Origin of the sequence: Paenibacillus sp. Marseille-P2973 (assembly GCF_018101095.1) — a bacterium.
In the GTDB taxonomy this organism is placed as follows: domain Bacteria; phylum Bacillota; class Bacilli; order Paenibacillales; family Paenibacillaceae; genus Fontibacillus; species Fontibacillus vini.
In genome coordinates this window covers 173,652-190,999 of record NZ_JAGQEH010000005.1, presented here as the reverse complement: position 1 = coordinate 190,999, position 17,348 = coordinate 173,652, and the positions used below count along the sequence as shown (strand labels likewise).

Sequence of the window (17,348 nt, the reverse complement as noted above, 5' to 3'; positions counted from 1 at the left end):
TGGAACTATACTGCAAGGTTCAGGCAAAAGAGGGAAGCGTCTCACATATGATACAATAAAGCGCTATCTTGGCGAACGGAGGAATTGCGATGACACTGGGACAACGATTGGGCTACGAAGCCGATGCCAAGCTGTTGATTGTCAATGCCGATGATTTCGGGATGTGCCATGCCGAAAACCTGGCGATCCAGCAGCTGTTTCAAGAAGGGGTAATTTCCTCGACGACGCTCATGACGCCCTGCGGCTGGGCAAGGGAAGCTGCGCTTTGGAGCGCGGCTCACCCGGAGTATCATGTAGGTGTACATCTGACCTTTACCAGCGAATGGAGCGGTTATAAATGGGGGCCGGTGACCCGGAGCGGAGACGTAAGCAGCCTGGTTACGAAGGAAGGTTATTTTCCGGCCGACTGTGCGACCTTTGAATCGCAGGCCGATCGGGAGCAAGTCCGTCTTGAAATGATCCATCAGATTGAAATGGCCCGATCGATGGGGGTCGATCCGACTCACCTGGATAATCATATGGGCAGCTTGTATGGGCTTGTAACCGGCAATCACTTCCTGGATGTCGTATTTGAGGTTTGCTTGCAGTACGGGCTGCCGTTTCGGCTGCCGCGTTCGCTGCCTGAAATGGACAAAATCCCGTCGGAAGCCGCAGAAATTGCAAAGCGTGTCGGCGAACTGGCTGATAGTATGGGAGTCGTCATCCTGGATTATTTGATCGGCCTCCCCTTTGGCAAACAGCCCGGGGAAACGTATGAATCTTATAAAGGTGATATGATAAACGTCTTAAAAAGCCTGAAGCCGGGGGTATCGGAGATCATCATACACCCGGCCTTTGCGGACGATGAACTGCGTTCCATCCATCATGAATGGGAGAAGCGGCAATGGGACTTCGAGCTGTTCCGCGACCCTGAAGTAAGAGAGGTTATACAGCAAGAGGGAATCAGGCTGATCCGCTGGAAGGAACTGCGGGAAGTGCAGCGGCAGACACAATAACCGGGACTGAGGGGCTGCAGTCACTCAACTACATGATGGAAGTAGATAGTAAGGTATACTCAAGGACGGAATGAACCCTAGTTTTTGTGCCAGAAGATAAGAAGCCTCATTTTCTCTCCGGCATGACCAGACCGGCTCCAATCCGTTCTCCAGGCAGTATGCGATCAGGGCCCGGCTGACATGAAAGGCGTATCCTTTACCGCGGGCATTTTCGGCGGTTTCAATGCCGATTTCCAATTGGTTGCCGACGAAGTAGGCTGAAAAAGCGGTGGATACCGCCGCGCCGTTCTCGATAAGGCTGTACCCTGCACCGGCAGCAAGGAATTGCTCCGCGTCCTTCCAGTAATCCTTCGGAATCACCCGCCCGTTCAGCCCAAGGAATATTTCCTTGGTCGTAGGAATGATGATCGCAGTCTGGTCTGAATAAGAGCGGGAGTGAGATGTTGCGGCTTCAAACTTTTGACGGTTAAAGGTGAAATTGACTCTGGAATCCTCTAGGATCAGATCCGAAGCGGTCCATTGTCGGATATAGTCATCCCAGCTGTCCGGATACACCTGAAGCCATTCCTGCTTAGTCCTGCTTTGGGAGCCCAATAAATACTCGCGTAATTTTTGATGAAAGAGCAGGTCCTCCGTATGTCCGAACAACAGTGACATGCCTTGGGGATGTACGATATAGAAGGCGGAAGGCTCCAAAATATCATCAACGAATACGATCCCTTGCACTTGCCCATTAATAACCGCCTGCGCAAATAACGTATTGATCGGTAGCTGATGGAGCGGTTCACTGACTTTGAAATAATTCTCCTCATTTAAAGTGATCATAACGGTATCTCCTCTTTTCATGGACTCTCTTTTAAAAAATCATGATAGAAGTAAATCGATGACAAATCACCAAGATTTATCACAATTAAGGATATTGAAATCCCATAGAAATAAATAAAGGCGGTGCTAAGGAGACGATCCTTGCACTGCCTTTTTGTGTTCTCGTTCTAATGCTAAGCTTCAGATTCGGGTTCCGGTCCGCTCAAGCTGATCCGGAGCATTTCCTCCATAGTGTCGCTGTCAACCGGACGGCTATAGTAGAAGCCTTGAATTTGATCGCATTCATTCTGGCGCAGGAAATCAAATTGCTCTTTGGTTTCCACGCCTTCCGCCAGCACGGTCAGGCCAAGCGATTTCCCAAGTTGAATAATCGATTGGAGCAGCGAATTGTCTCTCTGAGAGGACGGCGTATTCTGGACAAATGTCCGGTCGATTTTGAGTACCTGTAGCGGAAGCTCCTTCAAATAATAGATGGAAGAGTATCCTGTACCGAAATCGTCAATCGACAATGAAATTCCTCTTTGCTTCAGAGAATCCAGCCGGTCCTTGATCAGCACGGGATCATTCAGCAGCGATTCGGTAACCTCAAGCTCCAGATATTTAGGTTCGAGACCGGTTTGCTCCAGTACCGTTTCAACCGTGCGGACAAACTGCGGATGCCGGAACTGGACGGCGGATACGTTTACGGAAATCGGCAGTTTGGGATACCCGGCATCCTGCCATTTCTTATTGGTCCGGCAAGCTTCCCACAACACCCATTCCCCAAGCTCGACGATAAATCCGCTGTCCTCGGCAATCGGGATGAAGGAGGCGGGAGAGATTCGCCCATTCTCCGGGTCATTCCACCGGATCAGCGCCTCCAGCCCGGTAAGGGCTTGAGTAGAAAGATCGATCTTCGGCTGATAGAACAACTCGAATTCGTTATCCGTGAGCGCCCGGGGCAGTTTTTTCTCGATTTGGACGCGCTCCAGGAGCTTGTCCACTAAATAATAGTCGAAGTAATGCGGATCGCTTAACGATTCGCTTTTGGCTTCCTTCATAGCCAACTCCGCGTGTTTCAACAGCTGAGGCACATCCTGCCCGTCATCCGGATAGATGCTGATCCCCATTCCGAAGCCGATGCTGATTTCTTCGCCGTGCACTTGATACGGCTTCTTCAGCAGTGCACTTAAGTCAACGGCCATCCTATGAATTTGCAGCGGGTCGGAGAGACGGGATAACAAAATAATAAATTCATCGGCGAAGCTGCGGCAGATGGCAGGACCATCGCCGAAGCAGCTGCGGATCCGATTCGCCACGCCCACGAGAAGCTCATTTCCCGCCGCTTCCCCGTAACTTTCATTAATATATCTGAACCGATTCAGGTTTACACGCAAAATGGCAGCCGTTTTCTGCTCGCTGCCGGTCAAGACCAATTCCGATTTAACAACTTCTTTAAAGCGGTTCATGTTCAACAGTTCCGTAATCGGGTCGAAGTAAGAGAGTTGGCGAATCTTCTGGTTGGAAGCGTCTCGCTCCTCCATTTCTTTGGTGACATCGAATTGGAGTCCGATGAAATATAAAAGACTGCCGTCATGATCGAAAATAGGGCTTATGATGAATTGGTTCCAGAATGTGCTTCCGTCTTTTTTATAGTTTTTAATCGTGACTGTATCCGATCGACCTTCCTTGACCGCCCGGCGAATGACGTCCAGATGGTCTTTATCCGTCTCTTTACCTTGAAGAAAACGGCAGTTGCGCATCAAAACTTCATCCCGGGAATATCCGGTAATCTGCTCGAAGCCCTGGTTGACGTAAACGAGCGGATTGTCCTTCAAATTGGGATCGGTAATCGCCATACCTACATTCATCAAATCGATGGAACTCAGCAAGGCGGAAGCATTTATGATAGACTCGATTCTGTCCACTGTAAGACCCCCTAAAAATGAACCGTAAACGGGTAGGTATTCAACTGATGATGTCCGGTATACGGGAGTACATCTTAGTTCCATCATACATGCGCCCCGTTCAGGAAATCAATGGATACTTTTTTGGCATCCGAAAAATGGTACCCCCAAAACGAAATCTGGAGCATTACCTCTTTTAGCGAAACTCCTTACAATAGGACTATAGATTTTGAAAGTGCTTACACACTAAGCCACGAAACAGCTTGGAGGTCAGAGGGAATGGACATGCAACAGACTACGCAACCGGCAGCCATGACACAAAAAGAGACGCCGCCTTCCGAAAGGCGCAAATGGCTGAAAAAACTGTACACGCAAAGACATATTCAAATTATGGCGCTACTCGGCATTGCCTGGATGATTATTTTCAACTATGTTCCTATGTATGGTATCATCATTGCATTTAAGGATTACGACATCATCAGAACTATTTCCGAAGCCCCTTGGGCGGGACTGACGCATTTCAAAGAGTTTTTGTCGGATGAAAATTTTGGCTATGTTATGAAGAACACGCTTGGCATCAGCTTGATCAAGCTGTTGTTGTTCCCACTACCGATTATATTTGCTATTTTCTTGAATGAGGTCCGCTCACTTCGCTTCAAAAAAGCGATTCAGACGATCTCTTACTTGCCTCACTTCTTATCTTGGGTAGTTCTCGGGGGGATCCTCGCTACATGGTTGGCGGATGTAGGTATCATCAACCATATCCTGATGGCCTTACATGTGATTGACCAGCCGATTTCATACCTGGCTGAACCGAAGTATTTCTGGACGATCGTCATCACATCGGACCTTTGGAAGGAGCTGGGCTGGTCCGCGATCATTTATTTGGCGGCAATCACCAGTATTTCGCCTGAGATGTACGAAGCGGCTACGATTGATGGAGCCGGGCGTTTCCAACAGATGTGGTACGTGACGCTTCCTGCAATTAAAGGCACGATCAGCATCTTGTTCATCCTTGCTGTCAGCGGTGTGCTGAACTCCAACTTTGACCAGATCTTGGTATTGCGCAACTCATTGAACGACAGCGCAAGTAACGTTATCGATTACTACGTCTACTATACAGGTATTTCTCAAGGCCGTTTCTCGTACTCAGCGGCTGTCGGATTGTTCAAATCCGTAATTGCGCTCGTATTGCTGTTGATTGCGAACCAAGTATCCAAAAAACTCAACGACACCTCGTTGTTTTAGGCCAAGGAGGACCTGCACATGTTTATAACAAGCCGTAGAACAAAGGGCGAAGTCATCTTCGATCTTTTAAATAATTTAGGAATGCTATTGATTTGCTTCGTCACCCTGTATCCAATCTGGTACGTGCTGATCAATTCCTTTAATGATGGCAAGGATGCGATGCTGGGAGGTATCTATTGGTTCCCGCGGGTGTTCAGTCTCGAAAACTATAAGGCCGTGTTCAACAATGCCGGCATTATGACCGCAATGTGGCTCACCGTTGCCAAGACCGTCGTTGGGGTAGTCGCTCACGTATTTTTCACAGCTATGGTAGCTTACGCATTCTCTCGCAGAGAATTGATCTTCGGTAAGACCTACATCCTGCTCGGGACGATCACCATGATCTTCTCCGGCGGTCTGATTCCAGGGTACTTGCTGATACGTAATTTGCACTTGCTCGATAACTTCTTAGTTTATATTATTCCGGTCTTATTCAGCTTTTTTGATCTTATTATCTTCATGACCTTCTTCCGGGAAATTCCCGACGGGCTGGAAGAGGCGGCCCGGATTGACGGAGCAAATGATTGGACAATCTTTCTCAAGGTGGTTCTTCCGGTCTCCTTGCCTGTTCTTGCTACAATCGCCCTGTTTCATGGGGTGTACCAATGGAATGACTACTTTGCCGGGATCATTTACGTCAATAAGGAGTCGCTCCAGCCGATTCAGACCTTCCTTTACCGGGTGGTCGCTCAATCCAGCTCCAATATTATGACTACGGCTTTACAGGGAAGCGCCGTCACCAAGACGGTAACCTCGCAATCCGTGAAGCTGGCAACGATGGTCGTAACCACACTTCCGATCGTGTTCGCCTATCCGTTCCTGCAGCGCTTTTTCGTTAAGGGAATGATGATCGGCTCGATCAAGGGCTAAACGGGCAATCCGTGCCCGCATCGCTTTCGGTAACTCCTCCGGGCCGCCTCGCGGCGGCTTTGGAGTTGCACTTATAGCACTTCAACATATTTAGAAAAGGGGTAAAAAAGCATGGGCATGAACAGTAAGTCCAAAAAAATGATGATGCTTCTGATGGCAGCCATCATGGTTTTCTCTCTGGCAGCTTGTTCCGGCGGTAAAAACAACGCTAGTAAAGAAAGCGCTAACAACAAGCCGGCAAATTCTGCTGAAACTTCCGAACCGGCAACTCCTCCATCGGCTGACGAACCGGGTTGGAAATCCGACACGTCTCCGATTACGTTTGACTGGTATTTGAACTTTGCCTGGTTCCCGAATAAATGGGGCGTTGATCCAACTTCCCAATATGTAACGAAAAAGACGGGTGTTGATATTAACTTCATCGTTCCAGCCGGTAACGAAAACGAGAAGCTGAACACGCTGATCGCTTCCGGCAAACTGCCAGACTTCATTACGCTTGGCTGGTATGAAGACGGCGTAAAGAAAATGATCGAAGGTGGCCTCGTTGAGCCGCTGAACAAATTGGCTGAAGAGTATGACCCGTACTTCTTTAAAGTATCCGACCCCGACAAGCTGGGCTGGTATACCCAAGAGGACGGCAATGTTTACGGCTATCCGAACTCCTCTTCATCTCCAAAAGACTATGAAAAATATGGCGATACTTATGTATCTAACCAAACTTTCGTAGTTCGCAAGGATATCTATGAAGCGATCGGCAGCCCGGATATGCGTACACCGGAAGGCTTCCTTAATGCTTTGAAGGCAGCCAAGGAGAAGTTCCCGGAAATCGACGGTCAACCGATCATCCCGCTCGGCTTGCATGAATTCACGGCAACCGGCAATGATTCCCTGGAAGGTTACATTCAGAACTTCCTGGCCATTCCAAGAGAAAAGGACGGCAAACTGTATAACCGTGAAACCGATCCGGAATACGTTCGCTGGTTGAAAACTTTGCGTCAAGCAAACCAGGACGGGTTGCTGGCTAAGGATATCTTTATCGACAAACGCCCTCAAATGGAAGAAAAGATTGCCCAAGGACGTTACTTCGCGATGTTGTACCAACGTACAGACTTTGCAGCTCAATTGGGTACCTTGTTCCAACAAGATCCTAACAAGATCTATATCGCAGTTGACGGACCAGCCAACACCAACCTGGATGCACCGCAACTGAACGGTCCTTCGATTTCCGGCTGGACAGTAACCTTGATCTCCAAGGATGTGAAGGACAAAGCTCGTGCGATCAAGTTCCTGAGCTACCTGATGAGTGAAGAAGGCCAAAAGGATCTTTTCCTTGGCGAAAAAGGCGTAAGCTATGATACAATCGATGGCAAAGACCAATTCAAGCCTGAAGCATTTGAACTGATGAATAAAGACCGTGCAGCATTTGACAAGGAATACGGTTCTTCCTTCACCTTCTGGATGATGCAAAACACGAACATTACGGAACAATGGGCACCAAAATCGGTTGAACCTTACAAGCAATTGGAAGACTGGACTCGCGGTAAAACGAAGAGTGTCTCCGAATTCGACTTGATTGATCCATTAGCTAACTCCGAAGAAGGTATCATTCTTAGCAAAATCAAGGATCTGCGCAGTAAGACGCTTCCTAAGCTGTTAATGGCTTCCTCCGAAACCGATTTCGATAAAATCTGGGGGGACTATGTCAAGAAACAAGAAGACCTGGGCCTTGCCAAGGTTCAAGCCTTCCAGCAAACGAAATACGAAGAGAACAAGAAGAAGCTCGGCATGCAATAAGAGATTTGCCCAAAACGCCCGCCAACCGCGGGCTTTTGGGTGTTTTTATAAAGGAGCCATTTACTTATGGAGAAGGGCAAGCGCTGGGCGTCGATCTGGGACTCCTTCATGTATTGGTTTGGGCGCCGCTCGTTGCAGAGCCGTCTGATTGCCGCTTATATTTTTATTATTTTGGGACCTTGCGTGCTGGTGTCCTTTTATTCGTATGAATTGATTAATAACATGTATGTACGCGATGCGAGGGATAAGAACCAATCCCTGCTCGATATGGAGGATCTGCACATTCAAACGCAGATCGAATCCATGGAACGGGCCATGCAGGTGGCATATGAGGATCAGGAAGCAAAAGATTACCTGGCTGATACCAGCGAGCCTGATACCGCAGAACTGGTCAATTTCAGCAACTTCAGTTTCAAGAATCTGACACGCATTCAATACTATAACCCTAATGTGGAGCATCTCCGCATGTTTTCCAGCAACAACATTATTGAAATTTGGCCGATGTTCCTGCGCGAAAGCCGCGTGGCAGACGAGGTATGGTACCAGAGGGCAGTTCAGATGAAGGGAACAAATTCCTGGTCCTTCCATTATAATGACCCCGATATCCTTGATCGCTATAAGGGACAGTCTCCGGCATTAACGCCAAAGGTGTCTCTTCTTCGCGAGGTGCGCATTCCGGCAAATCGTCATGTGGGGATGGTTCAGGTAGATATGCTGCTCGATAAGTTCAGCCCCAGAACCTATTCTGTCGTTAAGGACAGCCAATCGCAAATGTTAATCGTCGATAGCGAAGCCCAGATTTTTACCCGGAGCGAAAATTCCTTCTTGGCTACAAATTCGGGAATGAAGACGGTGATCCAGGAGCGGCTTCAGCGTTACAGGACAACCGGAGAATGGGATATCAATTACACGGAAAACGGAAAATCATTTCTTCTGCTGCACAAGCCGATCGAGCGGATTAATGCAGATTTGCTTAATATCGTATCTATGGACAGCGTACTGGAGGAAATATCACATACACGCAATATACTCATCGGCGCCAATATCGGCTTTATTACGCTGGTAACGGCTATCGCTTACGTGATGAACGCCTTTATCCTGAAAAGCCTTCGCTTGCTGACGGAAGAAATGAAGAAGGTACGGCGGGGAGAAACTTACAGCGGAATCACGATCCGCGGAGGCGGCGAGGTCGGGGAACTGGCCCATCATTTCTCGAAGCTGATGAACACCATTAATACACTGGTAGCACAGGCTGTATATAAGCAGGCGCTGACCAAAGAGGCGGAACTGCGCACGCTACACAACCAAATTGACGCCCATTTTCTCTACAATACATTAGAAAATATTAAAATGCTGGCCGAGATCGAGAATCAAAGGGCCATCTCTGATGCGCTGACTTCCCTCGGCGGTATGATGAGGTACAACTTCAAATGGTCCGGGGAGTATGTGAAGCTACACGATGAAATCCGGCATATTGAGAACTATATCGAGGTTATGAATATCCGATTTGATGAGCCTATTCAGCTCCGGCTTGATATTCCATATGATTTCATGGAATTGGAGGTGCTCAAGATGTCGCTGCAGCCGATTGTCGAAAATGCGGTTAAGCATGGTTGGACGGGAGAAGAGTCAGGGACACGCGAAATCTCCATTCAGGTTGACGAATGGGAGCATAATTTGATTAGGATGGTCGTGACCGATAATGGGGTAGGGATCGAAGAAGAGGTTCTGAGAGAATTGAATCAGGAATTGGAAACGGTCGGTCTGACCGACAAAGTTCCTGGAGGTTTCGGAGCAAAACCAAGCACATATGGCATTGGCCTTCGCAACGTACAAGAGCGAATCCGGATCTTTTACGGGAAAGAGTATGGTTTAAAAGTATTCAGCGAGCAGGGTCGGTTCACCCGGGTGATGATGGTGCTGCCGAAGGTGCTCTTAACAGGGAGGTAGGCACGGATGACAAAACTGATGATCGTCGATGACGAAAAGAATATCCGATTCGGACTTAAGACTATGATCGAGCGCGAGTTTCCAGGAGAATTTGAATTGATTACGGCAAGTCAGGGCGCTGAGGCGCTTGAATTATACCGGGCCGAAGGTGCCGAGATTATGATTACGGACATTCGGATGCCTGTTATGGACGGAATCGCCCTAATCGAGCAGCTTTTGGCAGAGCCGCTGCCGGGCGCTCAGACGGTACGGCCGTTGGTCATTATATTAAGCGGTTTTGAAGATTTTGAATATGCCAAGGCAGCGATCCGTTATCAGGCTGTTGATTATTTGCTGAAGCCCATCCGCCGGGACGAATTGTTCGGAGCGCTGCGGAAATGCCAGGATAACCTGGCCAAAAGCTCGCAGATGGCGGAACAATTAGCGGTCACGGAGAATTACAGACAGCAGATCCAAGCAGGAAAACTGATGGATCTGATGCTATTGAAGGATTTTACCGAAGAGGATGTAAGAAAATTAAGCGCTGAAATAGACGTTGAGCGGTATAATTCTCCGTTTTCAGTTGCTCTGCTGACCTATAAGTATGAGAACGGCAGCAGGATGAAGAAGGATGAGTTGAAGTCGCTTGCCGAGCATATGTTTAAAACTGTGGACGGTCAACTGAAGGCCTCGTTGCTGGATCATGAGGGCAGAGTCATTTTAGTAGGAGGGCCCCAGCGTAAATTTGCGGAGTTATCCATTTTGGCGGATGAAAAAGAGCTCGACGGTTTATTGATCGGGGTGAGCGAGGAAGGAAGCCGATTGCAGGATCTCGCCAAGTGTTACAGACAGGCTGCGGAGTCTCTGAGCTACACGTTCATTTATCCGAAAACGCATCTGATCTGGTTCAAGGAGCTGCCGGCAGAACGTCCCCGCCATGTGGTTCCTAAGGAAGATATCCGCAAACTGGGCAATATTCTCGGAACCAATCAAGAGAAGGAAATCGGGCAACTGCTGCATGACATATTTAAAATTGAGCATTTGGCGGGGATGGATATTGATTATCTGAATGCCGTGAGCAAACAGATCAATGAACAGGTCCTTGATGAGGTATTCCGGATGTATGGAGAAGCGTCTGTTGAGGTCATCAAGCTCTACCGTAAGGTAGGAGATCTGTCTAACTTCCGTCATTTCCATGATTATTTCCGATCCCTGGAACAACTGATGTTCAGCCTGAACGAATACATTAAAGAGATACGCTCGGCCCATACCGAGCACGGAGATATGAAGGATGCAGTACATTATATCGAGACAAACTATCACCGCCCTCTTAACATGGCGATCGTGAGCAATTATGTATCCTTGAATTATTCTTATTTCAGCGAGGCATTTAAGGCATATACCGGGGAGAGCTTCGTAACTTATCTAAAGAAGGTTAGGATCCGCAAAGCGAAGGAATTAATCGGAACAGGTTCGCTGAAGCTGTCGGAAATCAGTGCGGCAGTCGGATTTGAGAACACCCGGCATTTCTCACGGGTATTTAAGGAGCTTGAGGGCATATCTCCTTTTGAATACCGCGGCAAGCTTTTTGTCGGGAATGAACGTTTTAACGACCGGGAGCTGCCGGAAGAAGAATAGGTCATTTAATACATGAATAAAAGGCGGTTCCCTGGCACCTCCGGTGAGCAGGGGCCGCCTTTTCTTAGTTAAGGCAGCTTTTTCTCAGCCTTCAGAATCGATGCTGCAATTTTTTCCTCCAAGTTAAAAATGCTTTGCTTGTTTTTCTGGACTTGGGCAGAAAGCGTGAGCAAGCGGGCAAGGGTATCGGAGCTGCGATCTGTGTCCCCTTTTTTGACAGCGGCTTTAAAATTGCTCCACTCCGTAGAAATCAACTTGTTGGAGGATGATATTGCGCTTTTTTCCGACTTGATTTTGGTTTTGTGCGGGTCGACTTCATCCAGGATCTTGCGGATCTCCTCCGATTTTCGGGTCTTCTCCTTTTTGGCTGCCTGCAGTGCCGATTCCTTGTTGCGAATGTCCTGCCTTGCCAGGGTGCTGGCGACCTTTAGTCCGTCGGCTTGTGTCTTGAGCAAGGAGTACAACGCTTTGTCCTTTAGCTTCTTAGCGGCCGTGGCCTGTTTGCTTACCGAAGAATAAGAGTCGAATAGGGGCTGGTACTTGGTCTTTGCCGTCTTCACCTGCTCGTCCAGCTTTGTGATGACGCTCTTGTCGATCTCCTTCAACTTCTTGCGGGCAGCCGTTAGCCTGGCCTCATTGTCGTAACGCAGTGTGGAGGTTTTAGAGTCCAAAGCAGCCAAATCCTTTTGAAGCTTGGAAAAGTCGGCGTACTGCTTGAGAAGCTTGGTCCCCTTCGTACCTCCCGCCTGGTCGGCCGCTTTGTTGACTTGGGCGTTCAGCGAATCGGTAAATTCAATGGCCGCCGCCATGGCGGGCCGTCCTCCCCAAGCCGTACCCATCAGGAGGATGAAGATGAGTGCATACGCTGGAAGTCGGGTGTGGATTTTCATGATAAACACCTCTCTTGTCATTTGTTCCGGCGTAAGATGCCGAGCCGGTGCGAGATACCGGAGAACGACAAAAAAACACCCGCAAGCCAGGCACAATCGGCCTTGGCAATACGGGTGCTTCCCTTATTGTTACATCGCATCTCGGTATCTTGTTATTTGTAAAATATACAGGATCTTCCTTGGATTTGTCAATCCGCCGACGGAAGGGGACATCCCCTACCTAGGCTGTAAGTCGGCCTGCATATATTCCAGCTTGCGGATAATCTCCTTCTGCCATTTAACATCCCCCAGACCGACCGCGAGGTTCAGCAGGTCCAAGTAATCGTCGATTTGCAGCGAAGATTTACGGGTAGATACTTTCATGGGCTTCCTACTCCTTTATGTGAAAAATAAATAAGTTCCTGTTCAAATGAAGATAATGATAATCATTATCATATGCTGTTAATTATCATTATGCACAATTAAGGGCAAAAAGTAAATAACGAGTATCTAATAAAATGCGGAGAAGCTTGACAACCTCCAGGATTTATGGAAAATGAGGAGAAATAATACAAGGGAGGCACTATGGAAACTGAATCTTTGTTAAAAGTGGAAGAGCTGGCGCTTAAAAAGTACAAAATCTTCAAGCAAAGCCAGCTTCGTTACATCGCCAGAGCCATGCTTGCGAGCATGTTCATCGGATTCGGGGTCATCGTAGCCTTCAAGAGCGGAAACTTTTTCTACATGGAGCAATCCCCGCTGACTTATCCGATGGCCGCCATTACGTTCGGCGCGGCAATTATCCTGATCGCTTATGGCGGAGGGGATCTTTTCACCGGAAATACGTTTTACTATACTTATGCCGCGCTGCGAAAGAAGCTGAAATGGCTTCAGGTCGTTAAACTGTGGGTTCTTAGTTATATCGGGAATATATTAGGAGCCTGCGCCTTTGCGCTGCTGATCTACCTGACCGGACTTTTTGACGATTCCTCTGTCAACAGCTTCCTGCTGAATGTGGTAGAGCATAAGATGAGCACCTCGACCATAGAGCTGTTTTTTAGGGCAATTCTATGTAACTGGCTGGTCTGCCTGGCTTTCTTCATTCCTATGTCCTTGCAGGGGGATGGCGCCAAAATGTTTGCGATGATGCTGTTCGTGTTCTGCTTCTTCATTTCGGGATACGAGCACAGTATAGCTAATATGTGTACATTCGCAATTGCGTTGGTACTCAACCATCCGGGCACCATTTCCTTCGGCGGGGTCGTGCACAATTTGGTTCCGGTTACGCTGGGTAATTTGGTAGGCGGTGTATTGCTGATGGGCTTTATGTACTATTTTGTCAATAAACCGTTCCTGGATGCGGAAAATCACGAAAAATTGCCGAAAAAATAGGACTTATAAGACCGGCTTCTCTCTTCAGAGTAGAGGCCGGTCTTTTTTGCGTGCGGTTCCGCGTTTGAATTTTTAGGTAAAAAAGCCTATTTGAACTTTCAAAATTATGTTAAAATTAAACGAAATAGGATGAATATCCTGGAAAACAGCTCCATAGTCACTGTTTCTGTCACAATGACTCCCGCTCCTTGTTCTCCCACTCTATCCTTCTTTGCTAGGCGGCCGGGTATACGATCATAATTCAAAGGGTGCATGATGATGAAGCGAATACTTTGGATGTTCATTTTTGCCATCATACTTTTTACTTCCTTCTATAATCCGGCTTTTGGAGAGGGCAGTTCCAGGCATAATGTGACTTACTACACCGAGCTCGACTACCCGCCTTATAAATTTAACCAGCATGGATATCCCTCCGGCTTCGATCTGGAACTGACCCGGATGCTGTTTGAAGAGGATAAATATTCGATTTATTATACATTCGATAATTGGGAATCCGCCTATAATAAGCTCAAGAACCAGGAGATCGATACCGTCGGTCTGATGGCGGTTTCGGATAGCCGTAAGGATGATTTGCTATATTCCAAACCCGTTATGCGTACATATACCGGCGTCTATGTGAGGGAATACTTCGAAGGTCAGGTGACGCTTGCAACGCTGCAAAATTTCAAGATCGGCGTGGCAGCGGGACAATATACGGAACAACAGCTCAAGGTTAGCGCCGGAGTGGATGATTACAGCAGTTTTCCGACCGTTGAGGAAGGGTTGATGGCGTTAAGAGAGGGATCGATTGATCTTCTGTTCGAGAACCAGCAGGTCGTCAATTACTTAATGGTCAAAGAGGGAATGAATAAGGAAATTCGCCAGGTGTTATACGATTTGTATCCAGTGGACATAGCTTATGGCGTCAGTAAAGGTTCGCCTCAAATGGTGGAATATATCAATAAAAGAATTGACGAACTGCGCGGAGAGCAAAGCTACGAAGCTTTATACGAAAGGTACTTCTTCAAGCATTCCGATTTTTACTTGGAAAGAATCCGAAATCGTTATATATTGGCCGGCTTCATTCTTGTTTTCTTCCTTATCTTGAGTTATGTGCTCCTTAAACTGTACATTAACCGGCTTCGGAGAGCGATTCATGGGGAACAGCAATTCTCCAAGGATGTGCTGGATCATACGAATCTATTTATCTGGGCCGTGCAGGGCGATAAAACAACCGTCCGCCTGAATAAATATGCCGAGTGGCTGACCGGGATCAAGGAAGAGGCCGCGATCGGAACCAAGTACAATGAACTCCCCGGCCTGAAGGATCGTTACAAAGAGTTGTTCACCCTTCTCGACGATGCGCTGTCCATGAAGTTCGTGGACAACCGGGAGATGACGCTGGTATGCGCGGACGGGAGCCCTTCCAAAGTGTTTCTGTTCCGGTCTTCCACGATCCGCGGCTTGTCCGGGGACCCGGATGTGTTTGTGGTGGCGGGGATGGATATCCAGGATCGCAAGGTTTACGAGAACAAACTGCAAAACAGTTATCAGGAGCTTGAAGCTACATATGAAGAGCTGGCGGCGACTCAGGAAGAGATGGAACGACAGTTCGATGAGTTGATAAAAAAAGAGGACAAGCTCCGTATCAGCGAGGAGCGATTCAGATTGGCCACCTTGGGATCCGGTGCGGTTATCTGGGATACGGTACCCTCTACTGGGGATTACTTCGTCTCCGATCGGCTGTTCGAGCTGCTGGGTTACGAGCGGGACGAGATTCAGTCGACGCTAGGTGGTTGGATGGAGCTGATCCATCCCGATGATGTTAAGCGCATCACAAAGCTGCGGCAGGAGTACTTGAACGGAGAGAGTCCTGTTTATGAGGGCGAATATCGCATGCGCAAAAAGGATGGATCTTATATCTGGATCCAAGCCAGAGGCAGGCTCCGTAAAAATCATGAAGGCCAGGTCGTTCGGTTCGCCGGGTCCATGATCGATATCACCGACCGTAAGGAATCCGAGCTCCGGCTGCAGCAAAGCAACCACGAGTTGGAGGCGATGTGCGAAGAGTTGACGGCGACTCAGGATGAATTGCGGATCAACTATGAACAGTTGCTGGAGAATCAGGAAATGCTGCGCCGGAACGAAGAACGTTATCGGTTAGTTACAGAAGCCTCGAATGGAGGCATTTGGGAATTCGATCTGGTAAGGAAAAGGTATTATTACTCCCAACGATGGTTCGAACTGCTCGGATATTCTCATGAAGATCACGTGACGAATGAGATGGTTACGGATATCGTTCATCCGGATGACATTGAGAAATATCAGCGCGAGTTGGAGGCGGCCAAGAAAAATGGCAAGTCCCTGTTCGAATGCGAATATCGGCTGCGCATGAAAAATGGAGAGTACCGCTGGTTTCAGGGTAGAGGAAAGACGGTTCTTAATGAAGCGGGCGAATCCATCCGGTTTATAGGTTCGATTTCAGATATCAATGAGCTGAAGCTGTCCCAGGAGCGTTTGCAGCACTTGGCATACTACGATGCGCTTAGCGATCTGCCAAACCGCTTGTATCTGCTGGAGGAATTGGAATTGGTCTTCTCCCGTCCCGACGGGAAAGCGGCTCTGTTCTTCGTAGATACGGACAACTTTAAATACATAAATGACACGCTTGGCCATAAATTCGGTGACCGTTTGCTGATAGAAGCCAGCTCCCGTCTCTCCAAGATCATTGGAGATGAAGGAATGCTGTTCCGGCTCGGCGGGGATGAATTCGTCATTCTTATGAAGGAAATCGAGCGGAAGGAGCAGGCCGTTGAGCTGGCCGATCGGCTGCTGGACGGGTTCAAAACGCCGTTTCATATCAATGACAGCGATCTCTATGTATCCGTGAGCATCGGGATTTCATACTATCCGCAAGACGGGACGAACGCAGAGGAAATACTGAAAAATGCGGACGTGGCCATGTATGCCGCGAAAGAAGCGGGTAAAGGGAAGTACATGATCTTCGATCCTTCATTCCTTCAAGCGTTTAATGAACGGGTCCAACTGGAAAAGTATCTGCGGCAAGGATTACAAAATGAGGAGTTTCTGTTATACTATCAGCCGCAGCTAAGCTTGAAAACCGGCAGAATCATTGGGTTTGAATCGCTGATCCGCTGGAATAGTCCGGAGCTCGGATTCGTATCGCCACTTACGTTTATCAAGGTTGCGGAAGACAGTAGACTGATTATTCCCATAGGGGATTGGGTTATTTTGCAGGCTTGCATGTTTGCCAAGCGGTTACAGGATCAAGGGCACGGACACTATAAAATTGCGGTCAATATTTCGGTGATCCAACTGATTCAGGACAATTTCGTCGATAAAGTAATGGAGTCGCTGGAAATAACGGGGCTTGAACCGGAATTACTGGAACTCGAAATTACGGAATCGACAATTGTGGAGTCGTTTGACCAACTGATCCCGAATCTTTCCTTCCTTAGATCGAAGGGAATTCAAATTGCACTCGATGATTTCGGAACCGGATACTCGTCTCTCGGGTATCTGAAACAAATGCCGATTACGACGCTGAAAATCGATAAAACCTTTATCGAGCATGTGCCTAACGATGACGATAGCCGTTCTTTGGCCCGGGCAATTGTATTGATCGGCAGAAAGATGGGACTCAAGGTCGTGGCAGAAGGCGTGGAAACGGCCCGGCAAATGCAGTATGTCAAACGGGCAAAATGCGATGTAATTCAAGGATACCTTATCAGCAAGCCGCTTCCTGAGAAGGAAGCGATCCGGCTTATTCGGAGCAATCCTGTTTACGACATCGGCGGAAAAGCTTCCGCCTTGCAGCATCCTGAATGAGGGCAATTGTATATTTGGGAGCAGGAGGATCGTAT

The 17,348-nt window shown here is 48.1% G+C and carries 12 protein-coding genes; 8 read left to right on the top strand and 4 right to left on the bottom strand.

Annotated elements, in window-relative coordinates:
- The first annotated feature begins 89 nt into the window (after nucleotides 1-89).
- Complete coding sequence (locus KB559_RS12850; protein ID WP_211022336.1) at nucleotides 90-995, top strand: polysaccharide deacetylase family protein; 906 nt, start codon at nucleotides 90-92, stop codon at nucleotides 993-995.
- A 24-nt stretch (nucleotides 996-1,019) separates the two neighbouring features.
- Here the strand turns inward: KB559_RS12850 and KB559_RS12845 are convergent, their stop codons facing one another.
- Both KB559_RS12845 and KB559_RS12840 read right to left on the bottom strand, forming a co-directional pair.
- A complete protein-coding gene (locus tag KB559_RS12845) occupies nucleotides 1,020-1,820 on the bottom strand; it encodes a GNAT family N-acetyltransferase (protein ID WP_211022335.1) in 801 nt (266 codons plus the stop codon).
- 173 nt (nucleotides 1,821-1,993) lie between these two features.
- Entirely contained in the window at nucleotides 1,994-3,727 is a 1,734-nt protein-coding gene (locus tag KB559_RS12840) for a putative bifunctional diguanylate cyclase/phosphodiesterase (RefSeq protein WP_290407199.1), read from the bottom strand.
- A gap of 258 nt (nucleotides 3,728-3,985) precedes the next feature.
- On the opposite strand from KB559_RS12840, the gene KB559_RS12835 reads away from it, so the two are divergent.
- The 5 genes from KB559_RS12835 (at nucleotide 3,986) to KB559_RS12815 (ending at nucleotide 11,224) form a co-directional block, all read left to right on the top strand.
- Nucleotides 3,986-4,954, top strand: a complete 969-nt coding sequence (locus KB559_RS12835; RefSeq protein ID WP_211022334.1) for an ABC transporter permease — start codon at nucleotides 3,986-3,988, stop codon at nucleotides 4,952-4,954.
- An 18-nt stretch (nucleotides 4,955-4,972) separates the two neighbouring features.
- Nucleotides 4,973-5,863, top strand: a complete 891-nt coding sequence (locus KB559_RS12830) for a carbohydrate ABC transporter permease (RefSeq protein ID WP_211022333.1) — start codon at nucleotides 4,973-4,975, stop codon at nucleotides 5,861-5,863.
- A gap of 111 nt (nucleotides 5,864-5,974) precedes the next feature.
- Entirely contained in the window at nucleotides 5,975-7,657 is a 1,683-nt protein-coding gene (locus KB559_RS12825; RefSeq protein WP_211022332.1) for an extracellular solute-binding protein, read from the top strand.
- Nucleotides 7,658-7,723: 66 nt separating this feature from the next.
- Nucleotides 7,724-9,607 (top strand): cache domain-containing sensor histidine kinase, encoded by a 1,884-nt coding sequence (locus KB559_RS12820; RefSeq protein WP_211022331.1) that lies wholly within the window; start codon nucleotides 7,724-7,726, stop codon nucleotides 9,605-9,607.
- Nucleotides 9,608-9,613: 6 nt separating this feature from the next.
- Nucleotides 9,614-11,224: a response regulator gene (locus KB559_RS12815; protein ID WP_211022330.1), complete on the top strand. Its 1,611-nt coding sequence runs from the start codon at nucleotides 9,614-9,616 to the stop codon at nucleotides 11,222-11,224.
- 68 nt (nucleotides 11,225-11,292) lie between these two features.
- Here the strand turns inward: KB559_RS12815 and KB559_RS12810 are convergent, their stop codons facing one another.
- Both KB559_RS12810 and KB559_RS12805 read right to left on the bottom strand, forming a co-directional pair.
- Entirely contained in the window at nucleotides 11,293-12,114 is an 822-nt protein-coding gene (locus tag KB559_RS12810; RefSeq protein WP_247681784.1) for a hypothetical protein, read from the bottom strand.
- Nucleotides 12,115-12,330: 216 nt separating this feature from the next.
- Nucleotides 12,331-12,477, bottom strand: coding sequence for a hypothetical protein (locus KB559_RS12805; RefSeq protein ID WP_211022328.1), 147 nt, complete (start codon nucleotides 12,475-12,477; stop codon nucleotides 12,331-12,333).
- A 201-nt stretch (nucleotides 12,478-12,678) separates the two neighbouring features.
- On the opposite strand from KB559_RS12805, the gene KB559_RS12800 reads away from it, so the two are divergent.
- Both KB559_RS12800 and KB559_RS12795 read left to right on the top strand, forming a co-directional pair.
- Nucleotides 12,679-13,485, top strand: coding sequence for a formate/nitrite transporter family protein (locus KB559_RS12800; protein WP_211022327.1), 807 nt, complete (start codon nucleotides 12,679-12,681; stop codon nucleotides 13,483-13,485).
- Nucleotides 13,486-13,743: 258 nt separating this feature from the next.
- On the top strand, nucleotides 13,744-17,313 hold the full coding sequence (locus KB559_RS12795) for an EAL domain-containing protein (RefSeq protein WP_211022326.1): 3,570 nt from the start codon (nucleotides 13,744-13,746) through the stop codon (nucleotides 17,311-17,313).
- Nucleotides 17,314-17,348: the final 35 nt, after the last annotated feature.